This is a genomic window from Streptomyces sp. NPDC028368, from assembly GCF_055565615.1.
This window is the reverse complement of record NZ_JBVHTY010000001.1, coordinates 789,641-809,060: the sequence shown is the minus strand read 5'-3', so window position 1 is coordinate 809,060 and position 19,420 is coordinate 789,641. Positions and strand designations below refer to the sequence as shown.

The 19,420-nt window shown below is 70.4% G+C and carries 12 protein-coding genes, 1 tRNA gene and 4 pseudogenes; 5 read left to right on the top strand and 12 right to left on the bottom strand.

Going from position 1 to position 19,420, the window contains the following annotated elements; genetic code table 11:
• Positions 1-205 precede the first annotated feature (205 nt).
• Both ACZ4S3_RS03545 and ACZ4S3_RS03540 read right to left on the bottom strand, forming a co-directional pair.
• Positions 206-2,191, bottom strand: coding sequence for an exo-alpha-sialidase (locus tag ACZ4S3_RS03545; protein ID WP_467925157.1), 1,986 nt, complete (start codon positions 2,189-2,191; stop codon positions 206-208).
• A 269-nt stretch (positions 2,192-2,460) separates the two neighbouring features.
• Positions 2,461-3,402: a quinone oxidoreductase family protein gene (locus tag ACZ4S3_RS03540; RefSeq protein WP_467925155.1), complete on the bottom strand. Its 942-nt coding sequence runs from the start codon at positions 3,400-3,402 to the stop codon at positions 2,461-2,463.
• Between the two features lie 196 nt (positions 3,403-3,598).
• Between ACZ4S3_RS03540 and ACZ4S3_RS03535 the strand changes: the two genes are divergently transcribed.
• A complete protein-coding gene (locus ACZ4S3_RS03535; protein WP_467925153.1) occupies positions 3,599-4,042 on the top strand; it encodes a MarR family winged helix-turn-helix transcriptional regulator in 444 nt (147 codons plus the stop codon).
• A gap of 111 nt (positions 4,043-4,153) precedes the next feature.
• Here ACZ4S3_RS03535 and fdhD read toward each other — a convergent pair whose 3' ends face one another.
• The 5 genes and pseudogenes from fdhD to ACZ4S3_RS03510 all read right to left on the bottom strand — a co-directional run bounded on the left by fdhD (position 4,154) and on the right by ACZ4S3_RS03510 (position 8,326).
• The gene (gene fdhD, locus ACZ4S3_RS03530; protein WP_467925151.1) at positions 4,154-5,008 is read right to left on the bottom strand and encodes a formate dehydrogenase accessory sulfurtransferase FdhD; all 855 of its coding nucleotides are present in this window, start codon (positions 5,006-5,008) and stop codon (positions 4,154-4,156) included.
• A 32-nt stretch (positions 5,009-5,040) separates the two neighbouring features.
• A pseudogene (locus ACZ4S3_RS03525) lies at positions 5,041-5,572 on the bottom strand (2Fe-2S iron-sulfur cluster-binding protein).
• A pseudogene (locus ACZ4S3_RS03520) lies at positions 5,548-5,898 on the bottom strand (molybdopterin-dependent oxidoreductase); the annotation flags it as partial. The pseudogenes ACZ4S3_RS03520 and ACZ4S3_RS03525, both read right to left, overlap by 25 nt.
• Positions 5,899-5,941: 43 nt before the next feature.
• On the bottom strand, positions 5,942-6,925 hold the full coding sequence (locus tag ACZ4S3_RS03515) for a 2-dehydropantoate 2-reductase (RefSeq protein WP_467925149.1): 984 nt from the start codon (positions 6,923-6,925) through the stop codon (positions 5,942-5,944).
• Between the two features lie 165 nt (positions 6,926-7,090).
• The gene (locus ACZ4S3_RS03510) at positions 7,091-8,326 is read right to left on the bottom strand and encodes an FAD-dependent monooxygenase (RefSeq protein WP_467925241.1); all 1,236 of its coding nucleotides are present in this window, start codon (positions 8,324-8,326) and stop codon (positions 7,091-7,093) included.
• Between the two features lie 283 nt (positions 8,327-8,609).
• Here ACZ4S3_RS03510 and ACZ4S3_RS03505 point away from each other — a divergent pair, with 283 nt between their 5' ends.
• Positions 8,610-9,287, top strand: coding sequence for a GntR family transcriptional regulator (locus ACZ4S3_RS03505; protein WP_467925147.1), 678 nt, complete (start codon positions 8,610-8,612; stop codon positions 9,285-9,287).
• Positions 9,288-9,406: 119 nt separating this feature from the next.
• A complete protein-coding gene (locus ACZ4S3_RS03500; RefSeq protein WP_467925145.1) occupies positions 9,407-9,775 on the top strand; it encodes a chorismate mutase in 369 nt (122 codons plus the stop codon).
• Between the two features lie 30 nt (positions 9,776-9,805).
• Here the strand turns inward: ACZ4S3_RS03500 and ACZ4S3_RS03495 are convergent, their stop codons facing one another.
• The 4 genes and pseudogenes from ACZ4S3_RS03495 to ACZ4S3_RS03480 form a co-directional block, all read right to left on the bottom strand.
• The gene (locus ACZ4S3_RS03495) at positions 9,806-11,200 is read right to left on the bottom strand and encodes an OFA family MFS transporter (protein WP_467925143.1); all 1,395 of its coding nucleotides are present in this window, start codon (positions 11,198-11,200) and stop codon (positions 9,806-9,808) included.
• A gap of 75 nt (positions 11,201-11,275) precedes the next feature.
• The gene (locus ACZ4S3_RS03490) at positions 11,276-13,411 is read right to left on the bottom strand and encodes an acetate--CoA ligase family protein (RefSeq protein WP_467925141.1); all 2,136 of its coding nucleotides are present in this window, start codon (positions 13,409-13,411) and stop codon (positions 11,276-11,278) included.
• Positions 13,411-14,638: pseudogene (frc, locus tag ACZ4S3_RS03485) on the bottom strand (formyl-CoA transferase). The gene ACZ4S3_RS03490 and the pseudogene frc overlap by 1 nt, the downstream one beginning before the upstream one ends.
• Before the next feature lie 15 nt (positions 14,639-14,653).
• Positions 14,654-15,559: pseudogene (locus tag ACZ4S3_RS03480) on the bottom strand (thiamine pyrophosphate-binding protein); the annotation flags it as partial.
• 739 nt (positions 15,560-16,298) lie between these two features.
• Here ACZ4S3_RS03480 and ACZ4S3_RS03475 point away from each other — a divergent pair.
• Positions 16,299-17,858 carry an aldehyde dehydrogenase family protein gene (locus ACZ4S3_RS03475; RefSeq protein ID WP_467925139.1) on the top strand — a complete coding sequence of 520 codons (1,560 nt, stop codon included), beginning with the start codon at positions 16,299-16,301 and terminating at the stop codon, positions 17,856-17,858.
• A gap of 32 nt (positions 17,859-17,890) precedes the next feature.
• Here ACZ4S3_RS03475 and ACZ4S3_RS03470 read toward each other — a convergent pair whose 3' ends face one another.
• A complete protein-coding gene (locus tag ACZ4S3_RS03470) occupies positions 17,891-19,216 on the bottom strand; it encodes a DUF2254 domain-containing protein (RefSeq protein WP_467925137.1) in 1,326 nt (441 codons plus the stop codon).
• A gap of 105 nt (positions 19,217-19,321) precedes the next feature.
• Between ACZ4S3_RS03470 and ACZ4S3_RS03465 the strand changes: the two genes are divergently transcribed.
• Positions 19,322-19,406, top strand: a tRNA-Leu gene (locus tag ACZ4S3_RS03465).
• Positions 19,407-19,420 lie beyond the last annotated feature (14 nt).

The following is a 19,420-nucleotide window of genomic DNA, read 5'->3' as shown; positions in this document are numbered from 1 at the left end:
CACTGGTCACACTTCCGCAGACGCAGCCAAGCCCGAGCCCGCCACTGCCACTACCAACGCCGAGGCCACACACCCCACATGCGGTTGCAGTACTAGGGGGACGTCGAACGCATGCCGTAGGGGTTGCACGCGCCCCCTGCGGGGCCACAACGTGGCGGGCCCGGGTGGTATTCCGGGGCCCGCCACGTGATCGGCAAGACAGTGTCTAGTCCCGCCCACCCCCGCGCACCTGATCGAGCGCCAGTCGCAGCACCAGCGGTCCCGCGGCGTACGCGTCGGAGGTGCGTACGCCGGACAGTTCCTCATCGGTCAGGGCCCGGCGGTAGACGCGTACCTCGTCCAGCGCGCCGGTGAACTGGGCGCGGCCGTCCAGCTTTTGGCCCAGGTGCACGCCGAAGACCGAGCCGCGGCTGACCGAGCCCGGGACGTCCGGGACGCTGGTGGTCTCGGTGAGGTCCACGGTGAGCAGCAGCCGGCCGCCGGTGCGGCGCAGGGCGAGGTGGTGCCAGCGGCCGTCGTTGTACGCGCCCTGGGAAGCGACCTGCGCGGTGACGGTCGGGCGGGCGCCGTCGACGGCGGTGAGGTGTGCGGTGATCCGGTTGTTCGCGGGGTCGGCGCTCACCGCGACCTGCGGCGCCCGGCTGCCCACGCCGCCCATCCAGAGCATCGGCTGTTCGCCGGTGGTGGCGTCGTAGCGGAAGAAGAGGCTGCAGGTGAAGTCGTGGGTGCCGAGGGGGAGGGAATCGCGGTAGGGGAGGCGTACGGCGTCGTCCTTGCCGTCGAAAGCCAGTGCGTTGCCGAAGACGCCGTCGGTGGGGCGGGCTCCGCCCAGGACGAGCGCCGGGCGGGCGCCGCGGGCGTCGTCGCGGGTCGTGGGGTCGGGGGCGCGCCGCGGGCCGAGCCACTCCTCGGTGAAGCGGGCGAAGCGGATCTCGTCGCGGGCGTCGGCCTTGCCGCCCTCGTAGAGCAGGCCGGTGACGTCGGGGGAGAGGGCGACCAGGTCGGAGTAGCCGGACCAGTCGGTGGTGACCAGCGCGCCCCGGTCGACGCCCTCCCAGGTGCGGCCCTCGTCCCAGGAGGAGCGGATGGTCATGGTGCGGCGCCGGTCGGGGTCGGCGGGCGCGGCGAAGAGGGTACGGGTGCGCCCGCGGCCGGCGTCGGAGGAGTGCGGCAGGCGCAGCGCCGAGGCCTGCACCATGGGGGAGTAGAGGTCGGGGATCGCGCGGAACGGGGCGGCGAAGGAGTCGCCGCCGTCGCGGCTGACGGCGGCGGTGCGATGGCCCAGATCCGTACCGTCCTGTTCGCGGCCGTTGACATAGATGGAGCCGTCGGAGCGTTCCAGGAGCGTCATCTCCGAGGGCTTCTGACGGAACGTTCCGTCTGCGCCGATCGGCCAGGTGTCGAGCGCGCCGGCCCGCCATGTGCGGCCGCCGTCGTCGCTGTGGACCAGGGCCGCGTGGTTGGCGGTGACCCGGCCCTGGGCGTAGCTCTCGGCGTTGATGCCGAAGACCAGGCGGCCCGCGTGCCGCCCCCGGGTGAGCTGGATGCCGTGTACGGGTCCGGTGGCGTACCAGGAGTTCCACTGAGGCGGGCGGATGGTGGGGGTCAGGTCCCGGGGAGCGGACCAGGTGGCGCCGTCGTCGTCGCTGTACTGCAGGTGCGGGGTGCGGTCGCAGGGGACGTCGCAGCTGAGGCCGTCGTTGCGGCCCTTGTTGTAGGTCTCGGCGATGACGATGCGGCCGGTGCGGCGGTCGACGATGGGGGCCGGATTGCCGTGGGTGTCGCCGTCGCCGTGGTTGATGATCTGCAGCGGGCCCCAGGTACGGCCGCCGTCGGTGGAGCGCTTGACGACCAGGTCGATATCGCCCGAGTCGCCGCAGTCGTGCACCCGGCCCTCGGCGAAGGCGAGCAGGGTGCCGCGCGTGGACTGCACGATTGCCGGTATCCGGAAGCAGGAATAGCCCTGTTCCTGGGCGGCTTTGAAGAGGACCTGCTGGTCGAAGCCGCCCGCGGGGGCGGGGGCCGAGAGAGCTGAGGGGGCGGCCGGCGACGCCATGTCAGGCGCGGCCTGTGCGGGAGCGGTCGGGAGGAGGGCGAGGACTGCGGCGGTCAGCGCGGCGAGACCGGCCGCGGCGAGGCGCCGCCGTGGTCTGCTGCGGGGGCTGAGGTGTGCGCGGAGAACTGACGTCATGGTCCGGCCTGCCCTTTCGGGGTTCGGCGTCGGGTCATCAGGACATCCCACGTCCTATGTGCATCCGCGACGGAAGCTACTGCCGCGTGCGGACCGCGACAAGGAGCCTGCGTCAGTTCTCAGCGCGGGGCCCGGATTTCACTCGCCCGGCCCGCAGGCAATGCGCCGTGTGCGCCGGGTGCGGCGTGGGGCCCGACGGGCCGGAGCGCCGGGCGGGACGCGCGGTGCGTGGGCGCCGGCCGCCCGCCGGCCCTCACGCCCGAAGGCCCTCACGGCCGCAGGACCACCTTGCCGAGATTGGCCCGCGCCTCGATGATCTCGTGCGCCTTCGCGGCGTCGGCCAGCGGCAGTTCGGCGTGCACGGCGGCCCGCAGCCGCCCCGATCCGGCCAGCTCCCACAGCTGTGCCTCATGCTCATCGTACCGGTCGCGGTGGACGGTGGCGAAGCGCCGCATGGTCAGCCCGGTGATGGTTTTCGAGCCCGCCAGCAGCTCATACGCCGGGACCGTGCCGCCGCCGGAGTTGAAGAAGATCAGCCGGCCGCCCTCGGTGAGTGCCGCGAGGGCGCGCGGCAGCAGCTCGCCGCCGACGCCGTCCAGCACGATGTCGACCGGCTCGCCCCAGGACTCCTGGTCGTACGTCACGACCTCGTCGGCCCCGAGCCCGTAAAGGAATTCCGCCTTGGCCGTGGAGCTGACGGCGGCCACCACCTGCGGCACCCCCTGGAGCTTGGCCAGTTGGACGGCGAGGTGCCCGGTGGCGCTGGCCGCCCCGGTGATCAGCACGGACTCGGCGCCGGCCGGCGCCGCGGTGCTCAGCGCCGCCAGTGCGACCTGCCCGCCGCGTACCAGGGCGACCGCCTGTACCGCGCTCGCCCCGTCGGGGATCCGGCTGGCCAGGACGGCGGGCGCGAGGGCGAGTTCGGCGTACGAGCCCTTGAAGGTCAGCGAGGTGACGCGGTCGCCCACCGTGAAGCCGGTGACATCCGGGCCGAGGGCGACGACCTCCCCGGCGACCTCGCCGCCGGGCATGGCGGGCAGGGGGTCACCCCCGCCCTTGCCGTCCCCGCGCACCCGGCGCACGCACGGCAGCGTGACGCCGATCGCCTCCGTACGCACCAGCAGCTCCCCGGGTCCGGGCACCGGGCTCTCGGTCTCCTCGACGCGCAGCACTTCCGGGCCGCCGTAGGCATGGAATCGGACTCGGCGCATGGGCCGGCACCTCCAGGGGGAATCGGCCGGTGCGCAGCTGCCGCACACCGGCGGAATTCATTGGGTGCCCCAACAGTAACGATGAAACGTTGGGATGACCAATGGTTAAACGTTGGGAGGGTCAATGGTTTTCGACGGCTTTCCGTGCGGCGACTTTCGTTGGTGCCCCCCATGGATTCCTCGGTACGGTGGTCCCATGTCCGATCACCCCCCGTACGCCCCGTCCCGCATCCGCGCGCTCCCCAGCTGGCTGCTGGGCCGCGCCGCCGCCCGCGGCCACCGCCTGGTCGCCGACGCCCTCGCCGCCGAAGGCATGCGGATGATGCATCACGCCGTGCTGTCCGCGGTCGCCGAGCTCGGCCCCGTCTCGCAGGCCGAGCTCGGCCGGACGCTGAGCATCGACCCCAAGGACATGGTCGCGATCGTCAACGACCTGCAGAAGGACGCTCTGGTCACCCGCACTCCCGACCCCAGGGACCGGCGCAAGAACGCCATCGAGATCTCGGCCGACGGCGAGCGCCGGCTGCGCCGCACCCAGCGGCTCGGTGATGCGGCCAACGCCGAGTTGACCGCGGCCCTGACCCCGGCCGAGCGCGAGCAGTTGATCGCCCTGCTGACCAGGATCGCGCTGCCCGAGTAGCGCAACAGCCCGCCATGGACCGGCAGGGACGGGCAGGGACGGGCAGGGACCGGCCGGCGCAGGGGGCGCACCCCGCCGGCCGGTCCGCCGGCCCGTGCGGCGGGCGCGGCCTCAGCCCGTGGCGGCCGCTGCGCCCAGGGCGAGGCGGTGCTCGCCCGCGTACACGTTCATGGAGCTGCCGCGCAGGAAGCCGACCAGGGTCAGCCCGGTCTCGGCGGCCAGATCGACGGCGAGCGAGGACGGCGCGGAGACCGCCGCGAGCACCGGTATGCCCGCCATCACGGCCTTCTGCGCCAGCTCGAAGGACGCCCGCCCGGAGACCATCAGCACACAGGACGACAGCGGCAACAGCCCCTGCTGGAGCGCCCGCCCGACGATTTTGTCGACGGCGTTATGACGTCCTACGTCCTCCCGGATATCGAGCAGCTCCCCGTCCGTGCTGAACAGCGCGGCCGCATGCAGGCCCCCGGTCCGGTCGAAGACACGCTGCGCGGCCCGGAGCCGCTCGGGGAGGGCGGACAGCGTCGCGGGCTCGATGCGGACCGGGGTGTCGGGGGAGGTGTCCAGGGCCCAGCGCGCCTGCGTGCGGACCGCGTCCAGGCTGGCCTTGCCGCACAGCCCGCACGAGGACGTCGTATAGACGTTGCGCTCCAGGGTGATGTCCGGAACGGGCACACCGTCCGCGAGCCGGACATCGACGACGTTGTACGTATTCGAGCCTTCCTCGGTCGCCCCCGCGCAGTACACGATGTTCGCCAGCTCGTCCGCGCTCGCCAGCACTCCCTCGCTCACGAGGAAGCCCGCCGCCAGCGCGAAGTCGTCACCGGGCGTCCGCATCGTGATCGCCAGCGGCTTGCCCCCGAGCCGGATCTCCATCGGTTCCTCGGCGACGAGGGTGTCCGGGCGCGTGCTCACGGCACCGTCGTGGATCCGGATGACGCGGCGTCGCTCGGTGACCCGTCCCATGTCCGATCAGTCCCGTCCTTCACCGGTGCTGCTCAGTCCCGGTTCTGTATGTGTTGGTAGCCGAAGCGGCCCTTGATGCAGAGGTTGCCGTGGGTCACCGGGTTGTCGTGCGGCGAGGTGACCTTGACGATCTCATTCTCCCGCACAGGGAGGGTGAGGTTGCAGCCGACGCCGCAGAACGCGCACACGGTGGTCGTCTCGGTCTGCGCCGCCGGGTCCCAGGTGCCTCCGCCCGCATGTCCGCGTCCGCGCCGAACCGGCCGGGCTCGGCGCCGTATTCCTTGATCCACTCCGCGGCCCGCGGCGTGGTCGACAGATCGGCCGACGAGGCCGGCAGCTCCAGGACCACCTTGCGGCTGTGCCGGGCCCGCTCGGTGTCCGTACGCACCGCCATAATCCGGCTCGGCCCGCCGCGAACAGGCGGGCGCCGGCGTCGATCTCCACCACACACACCCGGCAGGCGTTCTTGGGCGTGAGCGTGTCGCCCTGGCAGAGCGTGGGGATGTCCTTCCTGGCGGCCCGGCAGGCGTCCGGGATCGGGCGAAGCGGGCGTTGGAGCCCCACATCACGATCAGATTGGTGTGCTCGGCCTCCTCGTACGACGACGTGCCGCCACCGGACCCGAAAGCCGCCGACAGTCCGGCGACGCTCGGCGCATGGCAGGTCCGGTTGCAGGAGTCCACGTTGTTGGTGCCGATCACCACCCGGGTGAACTACTGTGCCACATAGTTCATTTCACTGGTCGCACGGGCGCAGGAGGGCATCCCGAAGGCATCCGGCCCGTGGCCGGTGACGGCGCGGGCGAACCCGCCCGCCGCCCGCTCCAATGCCTCGTCCCAACTCGCCCGCACAAGAAGCACGTTGGCGTCCCTCACGAGCGGATGCGTCAGCCGGGGATACGTCCTCGACCGCCTGCCCTGCCGTTGCTTTTTTTCACGGTGCGCTCCCTGCGGAGGAGGTGGTGGCGAGGAGATCGGCGAGCGCGTGCACGGCGCGCAGCGTCGGCATGGGGGTGCGGGTGAGCTCGGCCAGCTCGACCACGGCCGCCAGCAGTACGTCCAGCTCGAGCGGCTTGCCCCTCTCCAGGTCCTGGAGGGTGGAGGTCTTGTGGTCGCCGACCCGCTCCGCGCCCGTGATCCGGCGTTCCACGGAGATGGCGGGCCGGCAGCCGACCGCGGCCGCGACCTCCAAGGTCTCGTACATCATCGCCTCGACCAGCTGACGGGTGCCGCGATGGCGGCAGATCTGCGCCATGGTCGCGCGGGAGAGCGCGCTGATCGGGTTGAAGGAGATATTGCCGAGCAGCTTGATCCAGATGTCATCGCGCAGCGCCGGTTCGACCGGGGCTTTGAGCCCGCCGGCCACCATGGCCGCGCTGAAGTCGAGACAGCGCCGGGAGAGCGAACCGTCCGGCTCGCCGAGCGAGAACCGGGTTCCCTCCAAGTGCCGTATGACACCCGGGGATTGAATCTCCGTGGCGGCGTACACGACGCAGCCGATGGCCCGCTCCGGCGGCAGTACGTCGCTGACCGCACCGCCCGGGTCCACGCTCTCGAGACGGCGGGAGGCGTACGGGCCGGGCAGGCCGTGGAAGTACCACCAGGGAATGCCGTTCTGCGCGGCGATCACGGCCGTACGGTCGTGCAGCAGCGGACGGATCAGCGGTCCGCAGGAGGCGTAGGAGTGAGCCTTGAGGCCGAGGAAGACATAGTCGGCCGGGCCGACCTCGGCCGGGTCGTCGGTGGCCGCGGCCCTGGCCGTGAAGTCACCGCGCGGGCTGCGGACTTGGACGCCGGCCCGGCGGATGGCCGCCAGATGCGGTCCGCGGGCGATGAGGTGGACGTCGGCGCCCGCGCGGTGCAGGGCGGCCCCGACGTATGCGCCGATGGCACCGGCGCCGACAACTGCGACTTTCACCGGAAGGCTCAGATCGGTTGAGGGGACCGAACGAACATCGAACGTCGACAGGATATTGTCTACAGTATTCGCCAACGGCCTACAAGGGTGTGGCGGGAAGTCGGTGCGTGCGGCCGGCGCCCGGCCGTACCGTCCCCCCGCCCCTCAGCCCTTGGCGGCCGCCCCTCAGCTCTTCAGTTCGCGCCCGCCGAACGCGCCCGAACCGTCGGCCGCCGCCCACGCCGCATCCAGCCCGGCCTGGTCCAACGCCCGCCATTCCGGCGTCTGCTGGACGAGCGACCGGCCCAGCCGCCGCCCCAGCTCGACCATCACCCGCCCGGTCGCGCCGCGCTCCGCGCCGTACACCTCGAGCGCGTCCGGCCGCTCCGACGTCGCCCGCAGCGCCGCCTCCAGCGCCGCGGCATCCTGCAGCGCCTTGACCGCCCCGGCGCCGGTGTGCGGACGGGCGACGGTCGCCGCATCGCCCGCCAGCAGCAGCCGCCCGGCGGTGTAGCGGGGCGCCGTGAAGTCGTACATCGGCTGGATGAAGACCTCCTGAGGAGTCGTCAGGCGCAGCAGCCCACCCCAGTAGGGCGGCAGTAATTCATCCGCGACATGGGCGAGATGGTCGTGCAGGGCATCGGTGAGGGTGCCGGGCGGCAGGCTGGTGGGGGCCTCCAGCTGCAGGCCGAGGCCCGCGGGCGGGGTGGTGTAGAGGACCCAGTTGGCGCGGTGGCCGCCGTTGCCGTCCGGGATGCGGTAGATGATGACGTGGCCGCCGGGGAAGACGCCGTAGACCAAGTCCTCCTCCGCCCAGGGGACCGCCGGCAGGCCGGGCAGGCCGAGCTCCGTCAGCCGTTCGGCCGGTACGGCGCCGCGCCAGGCGAGATAGCCGGCGTAGTCGGGCCGGACGCCGGGGAATGCCGCGTCGCGGACCACCGACCGGTATCCGTCGGCGCCGATGGCCAGGTCGAACCGTTCGGCGTCGGCCGGGCTCCGCCCGTCGAGATGCACCCGCACACCGTCCCCGGTGTCCACGACCCCGCGCACCGTCACCCCCGTACGGAACTCGACGGCCTCCGGCAGCCGCTGTCGCAGCTCCCGCCAGAGCGGTCCCCAGCAGTACGACCGGAACGGGAACGGCTGGACGCCGATCTGCCGGCCCAGCGGTGCGGCGCCGTCGCGTACGTACCAGCGCCGGGTGGTCAGCCGTACCCACGGCATCGCCGCGTCCAGATAGCCCGCGGCCGCCAGCTCGGCGTACCGGGCGTTGTGTACGGCGAGGCCGACGCCGCGGTCGGCGAGGTGGCCGGCGGCGCGCTCGTGGACGCTGATCCGGCCGGCGCCCGCCCGGTGCGCGGCGAGCGCTGTGGCGCAGCCCGCGATACTCCCGCCGATGACGGCGACCTCGGCCCCGTCCATCCGGATGCTGCCGGTGTCCCTGTTGTCCCGCATGTGGCCCCTGCCCCTGTCCGTTGCCCGTCCCTGGCCGATGGTCGGTCGGCCCGGCTCAACCGGATTCATTCTCGCGGTAGTTGACACGCATCGCGGGCCGGTCCGTGACGTACGTCACCGGGCCGTACTGTGTGGTAGGACACACGGTCGGTAGACTGTAGACGATAACCAATCGCTCCGGCATCGCTTCCATGCACCTGCATGCCACGTGCGTGCCACGTCCCGTACGCGTCCACAGAGGGGGACCTCGATGCTGTCCACAGGGCTACCGCAGGGAGCCGTGCCGAAGCTCGAACGACCCGGCCCGTTGCGCGAGCGCGTCTATGAAGCGCTGCTCGAACTGATCACCACCCGCGCGCTGCGCCCCGGCCAGCACCTGGTCGAGAGCGAGCTCGCCGGTCATCTCGGGGTCTCCCGGCAGCCGGTCCGCGAGGCGCTGCAGCGGCTCAACACCGACGGCTGGGTCGATCTGCGGCCGGCCCAGGGCGCCTTTGTGCACGAGCCGACCGAGGAGGAGGCGGACCAGCTGTTGACGGTCCGTACGCTGCTGGAGGCCGAAGCGGCCCGGCTCGCGGCGGCCAACGCCGGGTCGGCCGGCATCGCGGAGCTGGAGCGGCTGTGCGCCGAGGGTGAGAGTGCCGTCCGGGACGACGAGGTGGATGTCGCGGTGGCGACCAACGCCGCATTCCACGCGAAGGTGATGGAGCTGGCCGGCAATGCGGTGCTGGCGGAGCTGGCCGCGCAGGTGGGGCGGCGGGTGCGCTGGTACTACACCCCGGTGGCCCGGCAGCGCGGCAAGCAGTCGTGGATCGAGCACCGCGAGCTGATCGCCGCGATCGCCGACCGGGACGAGGAGCGCGCCACCGCCGTGATGCGCGCGCACACCGAGCACACGCGCCGTACGTACCACGAGCGCGAGCGTTCCTGAGCGGCCCGGCGCACGCCCCCCGTTCCGGTCCGCGAGACCAGCCCCGCTCCCGCACCCGCACCCGGGTAATGTGCACCCGACCAGGAGCGCAGCACCCGACCACGAATGGCGAGACGTACATGAGCGAGGGGACAGCACCTTCGGCGGGCGAGGCGGCCGCGGTCGCCGACGAGGCGGCCCGCGAGCGGCTGCGCTATCTGCGCAGCAGCATCGACAACCTCGACGCCGCTCTGGTGCATCTGCTCGCCGAGCGCTTCAAGTGCACCCAGCAGGTCGGCGAGCTCAAGGCGCGGCACAGCCTGCCGCCCGCCGACCCGACCCGGGAGGCCGCGCAGATCGAGCGGCTGCGGAAACTGGCCGAGGACGCCCGGCTGGACCCGGCGTTCGCGGAGAAGTTCCTGAATTTCATCATCGATGAAGTGGTCCGCCACCACCGGGCGATCGCCGACGGAACGCGGGGCACGCAGGGCGGGCCGTCTGCCGGCTGAGCCGGCGGGCGACCCGATTGCCGCCGTCCGTCAGATCATTTCCCTGCTGATCGGCTGCGGATTGGGTACGACATCGCGCACCCGGCGCCGTCCCGGCTGGTGCAGCAGCAGGGCGAATGCGGCCGCCACCATCGAGATACCGCCGGCGAGCGCGTAGGCGCCGTTGTATCCCCAGTCGTCGACCACCATCGAGCCCAGCCCGCCGCCGAACAGGCCGCTGATCAGCTTTCCGCTGTAGACCAGCCCGTAATTGGTGGCGTTGTAGTTCTCGCCGAAATAGTCCGGGGTCAGGGCCGCGAACATCGGGTAGAAGGCGCCGCCGCCGAATCCCGAGAGGAAGGCGAAGACCAGGAACAGCCACTCGCTGTGGATGTCGCCGGCCCAGATCACGCCGAATTGCGCCAGGCCCAGGACGACGATGACGAACACCAGGGTCAGCTTCCGGCCCCACAGATCCGACAGCCAGCCGACCACCGCCCGCCCGACGCCGTTGACGACGGACATCACGCCCATGGACGAGGCGGCGACCAGCGGGCCGAAGCCGATTTCCTTGGCGAAGTCCACCTGGAACGAAATCCCGAAGATCGAGACACCGGCGGTCAGGACGATAGTGATCCACATCAGCGGGAGCATGCCGGTCCGGATGGCTTCCCTGGGGGTGAACTGCCGTACCGCGGGCGGGTTCTTGGCCAGGCTCGCGGCGCTCTTCTTGTTGCCGGCGAAACTCTGAGGATCGATGTCGGCGGGCCACCAGTTCTTCGGCGGGTCCTTGAAGAACCAGGCGCAGACGCAGACGACGAGCAGGACATAGACCCCGATGAGGTCCAGCACCTCGGCGAAATTGCTGGTGTCGAAGGCGTAGTTGAAGATGAAGATGAAGGGCAGCGCGCCATAGGCGAAACCGCCGTTCACAATTCCCGTCTTTGCGCCCCGCCGCTCGGGGAACCACTTGCCGACCATGTTGATGCAGGTGGCGTAGATGAGGCCGGAGCCGAGGCCGCCGACCACGCCGAAACCACAGATGGCCAGCAGGACATTGTCCAGGTGAGCCAGCGCGGTGAAGCCGATGAGGCAGAGCGCCGCCCCGAGGAACATGGCCTTGCGGGCGGTCAGTATTCCCCGTTCGCGCAGCCAGCCGGCCGGAAAAGCGATGCCGGCCTGGAAGAACACCCAGACGCTCAGGATCCAGAAGGTGTTGCTCTGCGTCCAGCCGTGGGCCCCCGAGAGGGTGTCCTCGGCCGAACCGTATGCGTACTCCGAGACGCTGATGGCCATCATCGAGACCCACGGCAGATACACCATCAGCTTGCGGGAATGGCCGAGCAGATCCCGGTCCGTCTCGCCTATTCGATAGACACGGCCCTTGGCGTCCGTGACCTCCCGGAATGCGACCGCCCTCGCATGCCGCTCCTTCTCTGTGCTCATCTCATCCCCTTGGAATCGAAAGAACCCGGTCAGCGCGCCCCCTGTCCGATCTCTTCGTGCTCCAGGAGAGCGGGGTCAGCTCAGCAACCCCGCGGCCCTCGCCCAGCGGTACTTCGCACCGAGCGCCGCCACCGGCAGCTCGGTGGTGTAGGGATAGGCCACGACACCCCGCTCGAAGAGATACGCGGCGGCCTCCTCGACCTCGGTGTCACCCGCCAGCGACGCCACCACCGGCTTCTCGATCCCGCGCGCCCGGAACTCCTCGACGACCCGCGCCGTCAGCTTCGCGAAGGCCATCGGCGGGGTGACGATGGTGTGCCAGTAACCGAGCACCAGCGCATGGATCCGCGGATCCTCCATGCCCAGCCGGATGGTGGCCTCGTACGTGGACGGCGGCTCGCCGCCCGTGATGTCGACCGGGTTCCCGGCCGCGCCGAACGGCGGGATGTAGCGCCGGAAGGCCGCGTCCAGGTCGTCCGGGATCTCCATCAGCCGCAGCCCGTTGTCCACGACCGCGTCCGACAGCAGAACACCCGAGCCGCCCGCCCCGGTGATGATGACGATATTGTCGCCCTTGGGGGCGGGCAGTACGGGCAGCGCCCGCGCGTACTCCAGCATGTCCTTCAGCCCCGGCGCCCGGATGACGCCGGCCTGCCGCAGGATGTCGTCATACACCGCGTCGTCCCCGGCCAGCGCGCCCGTATGCGATCCCGCTGCCCTCGCGCCCGCGCTGGTCCGCCCCGCCTTCAGCACCACGATCGGCTTCTTGCGTACGGTCTCCCGCGCCGCCTCGACGAACGCCCGGCCGTCCTTGAGGTCTTCCAGGTGCATCGCGATACAGCGGGTGTGGGGGTCCTCACCGAAGTAGGTGAGGAGGTCGTCCTCGTCCACGTCCGACTTGTTGCCGAGCCCGACGATCGCCGAGACACCGGTCCGGGTGGTGCGCGCGAAGCCCAGGATCGCCATGCCGATGCCGCCGGACTGGGATGTCAGCGCCACCCCGCCCTTGACGTCGTACGGCGTGCAGAACGTCGCGCACAGGTCCTGCCAGGTGGAGTAGTAGCCGTAGATGTTCGGCCCCAACAGCCGCACCCCGTACTCCTCGCCGATGGCCACGATCCGCTCCTGCAGGGCGTGTTCACCGGTCTCGGCGAAGCCGGACGGGATGAGCACGGCGTTCGGGATGCCCTTGCGGCCGACCTCCTCCAGTGCCGCGGGGACGAACGGCGCCGGGATGGCGAACACCGCCACATCCACCTCTCCCGGCACATCCATCACTGACTTGTACGCCTTGCGGCCGAGAATGTCATCGGCCTTGGGATTCACCGGATGGATTTCCCCGGAGAAGCCGCCGTCGAGGAGATTGCGCATCACCGAATTGCCGATCTTGCCCGCTTCGTTGGAGGCACCGATGACGGCCACCGAACGCGGCCGCATCAGCCGCCGCATCGTGGTGAGGATCTCGTCCCTGGTGTGCTTACGGCGCCGGGGCGGCGTCCCCTCGCTCAGCAGGATGCGGACATCGGCGGCCATCACCCCGTCCGGAGAGGCGAATACCGGGTTGAGGTCCACCTCCGCCAACTCCGGGAAATCTGCAGCGAGTTGAGAGGTACGTACGATGAGGTCGACGAGCGCGGCACGGTCCACGGCCGCCCCGCCGCGCACCCCGCGCAGCACCTGAGCCGCTCGGATCCCGCCCAGCATCGACGCGGCATCCTCCGCCGAGGCCGGTGCCAGCCGGAAGGTGACATCGCCCAGTACCTCGACCAGCACGCCACCCAGCCCGAACGCCACGATCTTCCCGAAGGTCGGATCGGTGACCGCCCCGACGATCACTTCCTGCCCCTCGGGCACCATCTGCTGCACCTGCACACCGGCGATCCGCGCCGCGGGGGCGTATGCCTTCGCGTTCTGCACTATCGCGGTGAACGCGCCGCGCACCTCGGCCGCCGACCCCACCCCGACCCGTACCCCACCCGCATCCGTCTTGTGCAGGATGTCCGGCGAGACGATCTTCAGCGCCACGGGGAAACCGATCCGGTCCGCCAGCGCCACCGCGTCATCGGCGCACTCCGCCAGCCCTTCGGCCGGCGTGCGAATGCCGTACGCATCGGCGACGAGCTTTCCCTCGGGTGCGGTCAGTGCCGTCCGCCCCTCGGCCCGAGCGCGTTCCAAAACCACCCGGACCGCGCCTTTCTGACTCTCCGTCATCAAATGACTCCCGTCGCCTTGAGCAGCCGCAGTTCCTCGCCGCCGAGCCCCAGCTCGTCCACGTACACCTCTTCGTTGTGCTCGCCCAGCAGCGGTGAGCGATCGACCTCGACGGGGGAGTCGGACAGCTTCAGCGGCGATCCGACGGTGGTGAACGTGCCGCGCTCGGGATGCTCGACCCGCACGACCATCTCGTTGGCGGCCAGCGAGGCGTCCTCGACGATCTCCTTCGTCGAAAGGATCGGCCCGCAGGGGATGTTGTGGGCGTTCAGCCGCTCCAGCACCTCCCACTTGGGCAGTGTGCTGCTCCACTCCTCGATCAGCTGGAACATCTTCGAGAGCCTGGGCAGCCGGGACTCCGGCGTCGCCCACTTTGGGTCCTCGGCCAGCTCGGGCCTCCCGATGAGCGCGGTCAGCGGCCGCCAGCCGACCGGCTGCACAATGACGTAGACGTAGTCGTTGGCCCCACCGGGCGCGCAGCGCACCGCCCACCCCGGCTGCCCGCCACCGCTCGCATTACCGCTGCGCGGCACCTCGTCCCCGAAGTCCTCGTTCGGATACTCCGCCAACGGGCCGTGCGCCAGGCGCTGTTGATCGCGCAGCTTGACCCGGCACAGGTTCAGCACCGCATGCTGCATCGCCACATTGACCCGCTGCCCGCGGCCGGTGTGCTCGCGCTGATAGAGCGCCGCGAGTATCCCGGCGGCACAGTGCACACCCGTCCCCGAGTCGCCGATCTGAGCCCCGGTCGCCAGCGGCGGCCCGTCCTCGAAGCCGGTCGTCGCCATCGACCCGCCCATCGCCTGCGCCACCACCTCGTACGCCTTGAAGTCGGTGTACGGGCCGTCGCCGAAGCCCTTGATCGAGGCATAGACGATCCGTGGATTGATCTCCTGGATGCGGTCCGAGGAGAACCCCATCCGGTCCACGGCCCCCGGACCGAAGTTCTCCACCATCACGTCGCTGCGCCGGATCAGCTCGGTCAGCAGCTCCTTGCCGCGGTCGGTCTTGGTGTTGAGGGTGATGCTGCGCTTGTTGCAGTTGAGCATGGTGAAGTAGAGGGAATCGACGTCCGGGATGTCGCGCAGCTGCCTGCGCGTGATGTCACCGGTGGTCGCCTCCAGCTTGATGACGTCCGCGCCGAGCCAGGCGAGCAGCTGGGTGGCGGACGGCCCGGACTACGTGGGTCATGTCGAGGACACGGATGCCGTCGAGAGCCTTGGTCATGGCCGTCAGGGCTCCTCACTTGTACATGGTCTGGTTCATGGTTCCGGGGGCGTAGGCGTCCGGGTCGACCCAGACGTTGATGAGCGACGGCTTGCCCGACTCGCGGGCGCGCTCCAGGGCCGGCCGGATCTGCGCGGGATCGCGGACCTCCTCGCCGTACCCGCCGAGCATCCGCGCGAACTGGTCGTACGGCACATCGCCGAGGGTGTTGCCGACCCGCTCGCGGTCATCGCCGTACTTGGCCTTCTGGCCGTAACGGATCTGGTTCATCGAGGAGTTGTTGCCGACGATCCCGACGAAGGGGAGGCCGAAACGGACCAGGGTCTCGAAGTCCCAGCCGGTGAGCGAGAACGCCCCGTCGCCGAAGAGTGCGACGACCTCCTTGTCGGGACGGGCCTGCTTGGCGGCCATCACGAACGGGATGCCGACGCCGAGGGTGCCCAGCGGCCCCGGGTCCATCCAGTGACCCGGTGACTTGGGCTGAACGACCTGCCCGGAGAAGGTGACGATGTCCCCGCCGTCCCCGATGTAGATCGAGTCCTCGGTCAGAAAGTCATCGATCTCGCTGACCAGGCGGTAGGGGTGGATCGGGTCGGCGTCCGAACGCAGCTGCGGCAGCCGCTTCTCGAGGGCGGCCTCCTCCGCCGACCGGAGCTCCTCCAGCCACTCCTTGCGCTTGCCGGCACCGTCGTTCAGCCGCCCGGACGCGGCCTCGGTGACGGCCGCGAGCACCAGCCCCGCATCACCCACGATGCCGAGATCGATATCCCGGTTCCTGCCCACCGTCCGGTAGTCCAGGTCGATCTGGACGACGGTGGCGGTGGGGGAGAGGCGTTTGCCGTAGCCCATCCGGAAGTCGAACGGCGTACCGACGATCACGATCAGGTCGGCGCCCGCGAAGGCGTAGCGGCGGGAGAGCTGCTGGATTGCATACAGTCGACGAATACTGTATGAACCTGTTATGCCTCATCGAATCGCCGATGTCCAGACGTTTCGCGGCGCTTGGGGCTTGGCCCCACGTTTTTGTCTTTCCCGCCGTGGTGGTGTTTCGCCGTGGCGCCTGCGGCGGGCGGTGTCCGCTGCGCGGGGCTGTTCGGCTGCGGGACCGGCCCTACACGGCTCCGCCGCTACGGCCCGCCCCCTCCCCGTTGAGGGTGGGAAAAGGAAAGGCCGGTGGGAGTGCACGTCAGTGGTCAGCTGCACCCCGTGGACGCATCACAGGGTGCACCTGACACTCAACGCACGCCCCCACCGGCCCCTTCTTTCCACCCACCCGTGGGAGGGGCCGCGCCGCAGGACGGAGTCCGGAGGCGTGGCACCGCACCCGACAAAACCACGCCCGCCGCAGGCGCAACGGCGAACAACCACCACGGCGGGAAAGCCAACAACGTGGGAGGCCCGCCAAGCGCAGCGGACGGGCCGCAGGCGCCACGGCGACAAACCACCACGGCGGGAAAGCCAAAAACGTGGGGCCAAAAGCCAAGCGCAGCGCCCCGCTGGACCGCCCGCCCGCCCCGAGTGACACTCGCCATACCTGACGCCGGACCGTCCCACCGCACCGCCGCACACCACTACCGTCCAGTAACACGGTTCCTGCGCGGAGCCGCCCGAGCGCCACCACCTTGCCCCTCCGGCCGTGCACCGAGAGCGGAGACACCCGATGGCACCCACCCCCGCAACCACCCCGACCCTGGCACTCAAGCCCGGTACGTCCTGGCGGGACGCCTGGCAGCGCAGCCTGGCCGCCGCCCCCGAGGCGTTCCGTGACGACCGGGTCCTCAACCTCTGGGCCGCCCAATGGCATATGGACGGCGCCCCGCTGACCGCCGCCAGCCCGGTGGACAGCACCCCGATCGCCGGCCCGCCCCGCCTCGACGCGGACGCCGCGCGGCACGCCGTACGCGCCTCCCTCGACCAGCACCGCGCCTGGCGCCAGGTCCCCCTCCCCGAACGCAAAGCCAGGATCTCCGCCACCCTCGACGCCCTGGCCGAGCACCGTGAGCTCCTCGCCCTGCTCCTCGTCTGGGAGATCGGCAAGCCCTGGAAGCTCGCCCAGGCCGATGTCGACCGCGCCATCGACGGCGTCCGCTGGTACGTCTCGGAAATCGACCGCATGCTCGCCGACCGGACGCCGCTGCCCGGCCCGGTCAGCAATATCGCCAGCTGGAACTACCCCATGTCGGTCCTGATCCACGCGATGCTCGTCCAGGCACTGGCCGGCAACGCCGTGATCGCCAAGACCCCCACCGACGGCGGCCTGTCCTGTCTCACCCTCGCCTGCGCCCTCGCGGCCCGTGAGGGCGTCCCGGCCACCCTCGTCAGCGGCAGCGGCGGGGAGCTGTCCCCGGCTCTCGTCCGCTCACCCGAAATCGGCTGTGTCTCCTTCGTCGGCGGCCGCGACACCGGCGCCCGCGTCGCCACCGCCGTCACCGACCTCGGCAAACGCCACATCCTCGAACAAGAGGGCCTCAACACCTGGGGCATCTGGAACCACACCGACTGGTCGTCGCTGACCCCCCTCCTCCGCAAAACCTTCGACTACGCCAAACAGCGCTGCACCGCCTACCCCCGCTTCGTCGTCCAGCGCGACGCCTTCGCCGACTTCCTCGCGGCCTACCTCCCGGCCGTACGCAGCGTCCGCTTCGGCCATCCCCTGGCCGTCGCCGACCCCGCCGACCCCCTCCCCGAACTCGACTTCGGCCCGCTCATCAACGCCGCCAAGACCAAGGAACTCGCCGACCTCACCACCGAGGCGATCTCCCGGGGTGCCGTCCCGATCCACCGCGGCAGCCTGGCCGACGGCCACTTCCTCCCCTCCCAGGACACCTCCGCCTACCTCCCGCCCACCACCCTCCTGGCGCCGCCCCCGTCCTCACCCCTGCACCACGCCGAACCCTTCGGCCCCATCGACACGATCGTTCTCGTCGACACCGAGGCCGAACTCCTCGCCGCCATGAACGCCAGCAACGGCGCCCTGGTGGCCAGCCTTTCCACCGACGACCCCGACACCTACTCCCGCCTGGCGCCCCAGATCCGAGCCTTCAAGGTCGGGCACGGCAAGCCTCGCTCCCGCGGCGACCGCGAGGAACTCTTCGGCGGCTTCGGCAACTCCTGGAGCGGTGCCTTCGTCGGCGGCGAACTCCTCGTCCGTGCGGTGACCGAAGGCCCGTCCGGCGAACGCCTGCCGGGCAACTTCCCCGACTACCACCTGATGCCGTAACGGCTCTGCCGGACGGCTTTACCGGCGCGTTCCTACCCGATTCCCTGACGGTCGGGCAATGAGGCAAACCGCCGCTCGACCGCCGTCGGCACCGTACGCTCCACCGCCTGGAGCAGGAGCGTACGGTGCCGCTTCAACGGCTCCCGCCGCCCCTCCGGCGCGAGCAGCAACAGATCGTCCATCCCCGCCAGCAGCCGCCGCGTCACCTGCGGACTGCGCACCGCGGACTGCCGGATCTCGGTCAGCCCCACATCCACCAGATCCGTCCACCCCGGCAGGTTCTGCGTCAGCCGCACCACACCCCGCCGGTCCCGATGCTGCACCGTGCCCAGAGGCCGGTGCACCAGCGCCGCCAAGATCTGCACAATCCGGTCCAGGCACTGCACCGCCGTCGTCGGATCATTCACCGCCGGAGACAACGCCCGCAGCGCGATATCCGACAGCTGCCGCAGCCCCAGCCCCAGATCCTGGTGAAACGTCCGCTCCACCCCCACCGACACCGCATACCGCAGCGTCGGCCGCGGCGGCCCCGCCCCACCGTGCACGGCCAGCACCGGTGTCCCCGGCATCACGAAATCCCCGATCCGCGGAATCAGCCGCAGGGCCACCCCCTGCCGCCGCGCCACCCGCACCAGCCGCGCCACATGCACATCCAGCAGCACCCCCGCCCGCCCCCGATGCGTAATCCGCCCGGTCTCGGCCGGCAACGCCACCCCACCCCGCCCCTCGGACGCCTCCCTCACCAGCATCCGAAGCGTCTCCCGGGCAATCCGGTCAGCCACCGGCCCCACCTGCATCAGCCGCAAGGTGGCCGACACATACGCAATGAACAACAACAGGCTCAACGCCACCAACACCATGGTCAGCAGACTTTGCACCACCGGCACGGTAGTGACCTGCCGCGCGCTGCTCTCGCTTTCGTACGAGGTCAGCACCAGCAGCGAGAACAAGAACGTGGCCAGAAAGACCGTGAGCGTGGCCTTGGTGATCCGGCTCCGGATGAAGATCCGCACCACCCGCGGCGTGAGCTGCCCGCTCGCCATCTGCACCGCGACCAGCGAAATACTGAAGACGACACCGATGAAGGTCATCATCGCCGAGCTGACCGTCGTCACGATCGTCCTGGCGTCCTCCGCGATCGAGACCAGCTCCCTGACCTCGTCATACGCCCGCTCGCCCTGCAACGTCGACACGATCTCCGCATCCACCGCAGAGGCCCCCACCCACAGCAGAACCGCACCCACCAGCCCCACCGTCGGCGCAAACCAGAACGTGTCCCGCAGATGTTCCCGCAACGGCGACAACACCCGCGGCCGACGCGGCCCCCAGAGCTGAGTGATTTGTCCCTCATTACCCATAAATCGAGGTTATGTCCCGGACGGATACGCAGGTGAAAGGCACTCCGAAACCTTGGTATTGTTGTCCATGTCGCCGCGGGGAACGCCCCGCGAAGATCACACCTGGTCCGGGTGGCGGAATGGCAGACGCGCTAGCTTGAGGTGCTAGTGCCCTTTATCGGGCGTGGGGGTTCAAGTCCCCCCTCGGACACGCAATTACGCACA

Bases quoted from the DNA above. Each gene is read 5' to 3' on its own strand.
- ACZ4S3_RS03545 (WP_467925157.1), bottom strand. From the start codon at position 2,191: ATGACGTCAGTTCTCCGCGCACACCTCAGCCCCCGCAGCAGACCACGG.
- ACZ4S3_RS03540 (WP_467925155.1), bottom strand. From the start codon at position 3,402: ATGCGCCGAGTCCGATTCCATGCCTACGGCGGCCCGGAAGTGCTGCGC.
- ACZ4S3_RS03535 (WP_467925153.1), top strand. From the start codon at position 3,599: ATGTCCGATCACCCCCCGTACGCCCCGTCCCGCATCCGCGCGCTCCCC.
- fdhD (WP_467925151.1), bottom strand. From the start codon at position 5,008: ATGGGACGGGTCACCGAGCGACGCCGCGTCATCCGGATCCACGACGGT.
- ACZ4S3_RS03510 (WP_467925241.1), bottom strand. From the start codon at position 8,326: ATGGACGGGGCCGAGGTCGCCGTCATCGGCGGGAGTATCGCGGGCTGC.
- ACZ4S3_RS03505 (WP_467925147.1), top strand. From the start codon at position 8,610: ATGCTGTCCACAGGGCTACCGCAGGGAGCCGTGCCGAAGCTCGAACGA.
- ACZ4S3_RS03500 (WP_467925145.1), top strand. From the start codon at position 9,407: ATGAGCGAGGGGACAGCACCTTCGGCGGGCGAGGCGGCCGCGGTCGCC.
- ACZ4S3_RS03495 (WP_467925143.1), bottom strand. From the start codon at position 11,200: ATGAGCACAGAGAAGGAGCGGCATGCGAGGGCGGTCGCATTCCGGGAG.
- ACZ4S3_RS03490 (WP_467925141.1), bottom strand. From the start codon at position 13,411: ATGACGGAGAGTCAGAAAGGCGCGGTCCGGGTGGTTTTGGAACGCGCT.
- ACZ4S3_RS03475 (WP_467925139.1), top strand. From the start codon at position 16,299: ATGGCACCCACCCCCGCAACCACCCCGACCCTGGCACTCAAGCCCGGT.
- ACZ4S3_RS03470 (WP_467925137.1), bottom strand. From the start codon at position 19,216: ATGGGTAATGAGGGACAAATCACTCAGCTCTGGGGGCCGCGTCGGCCG.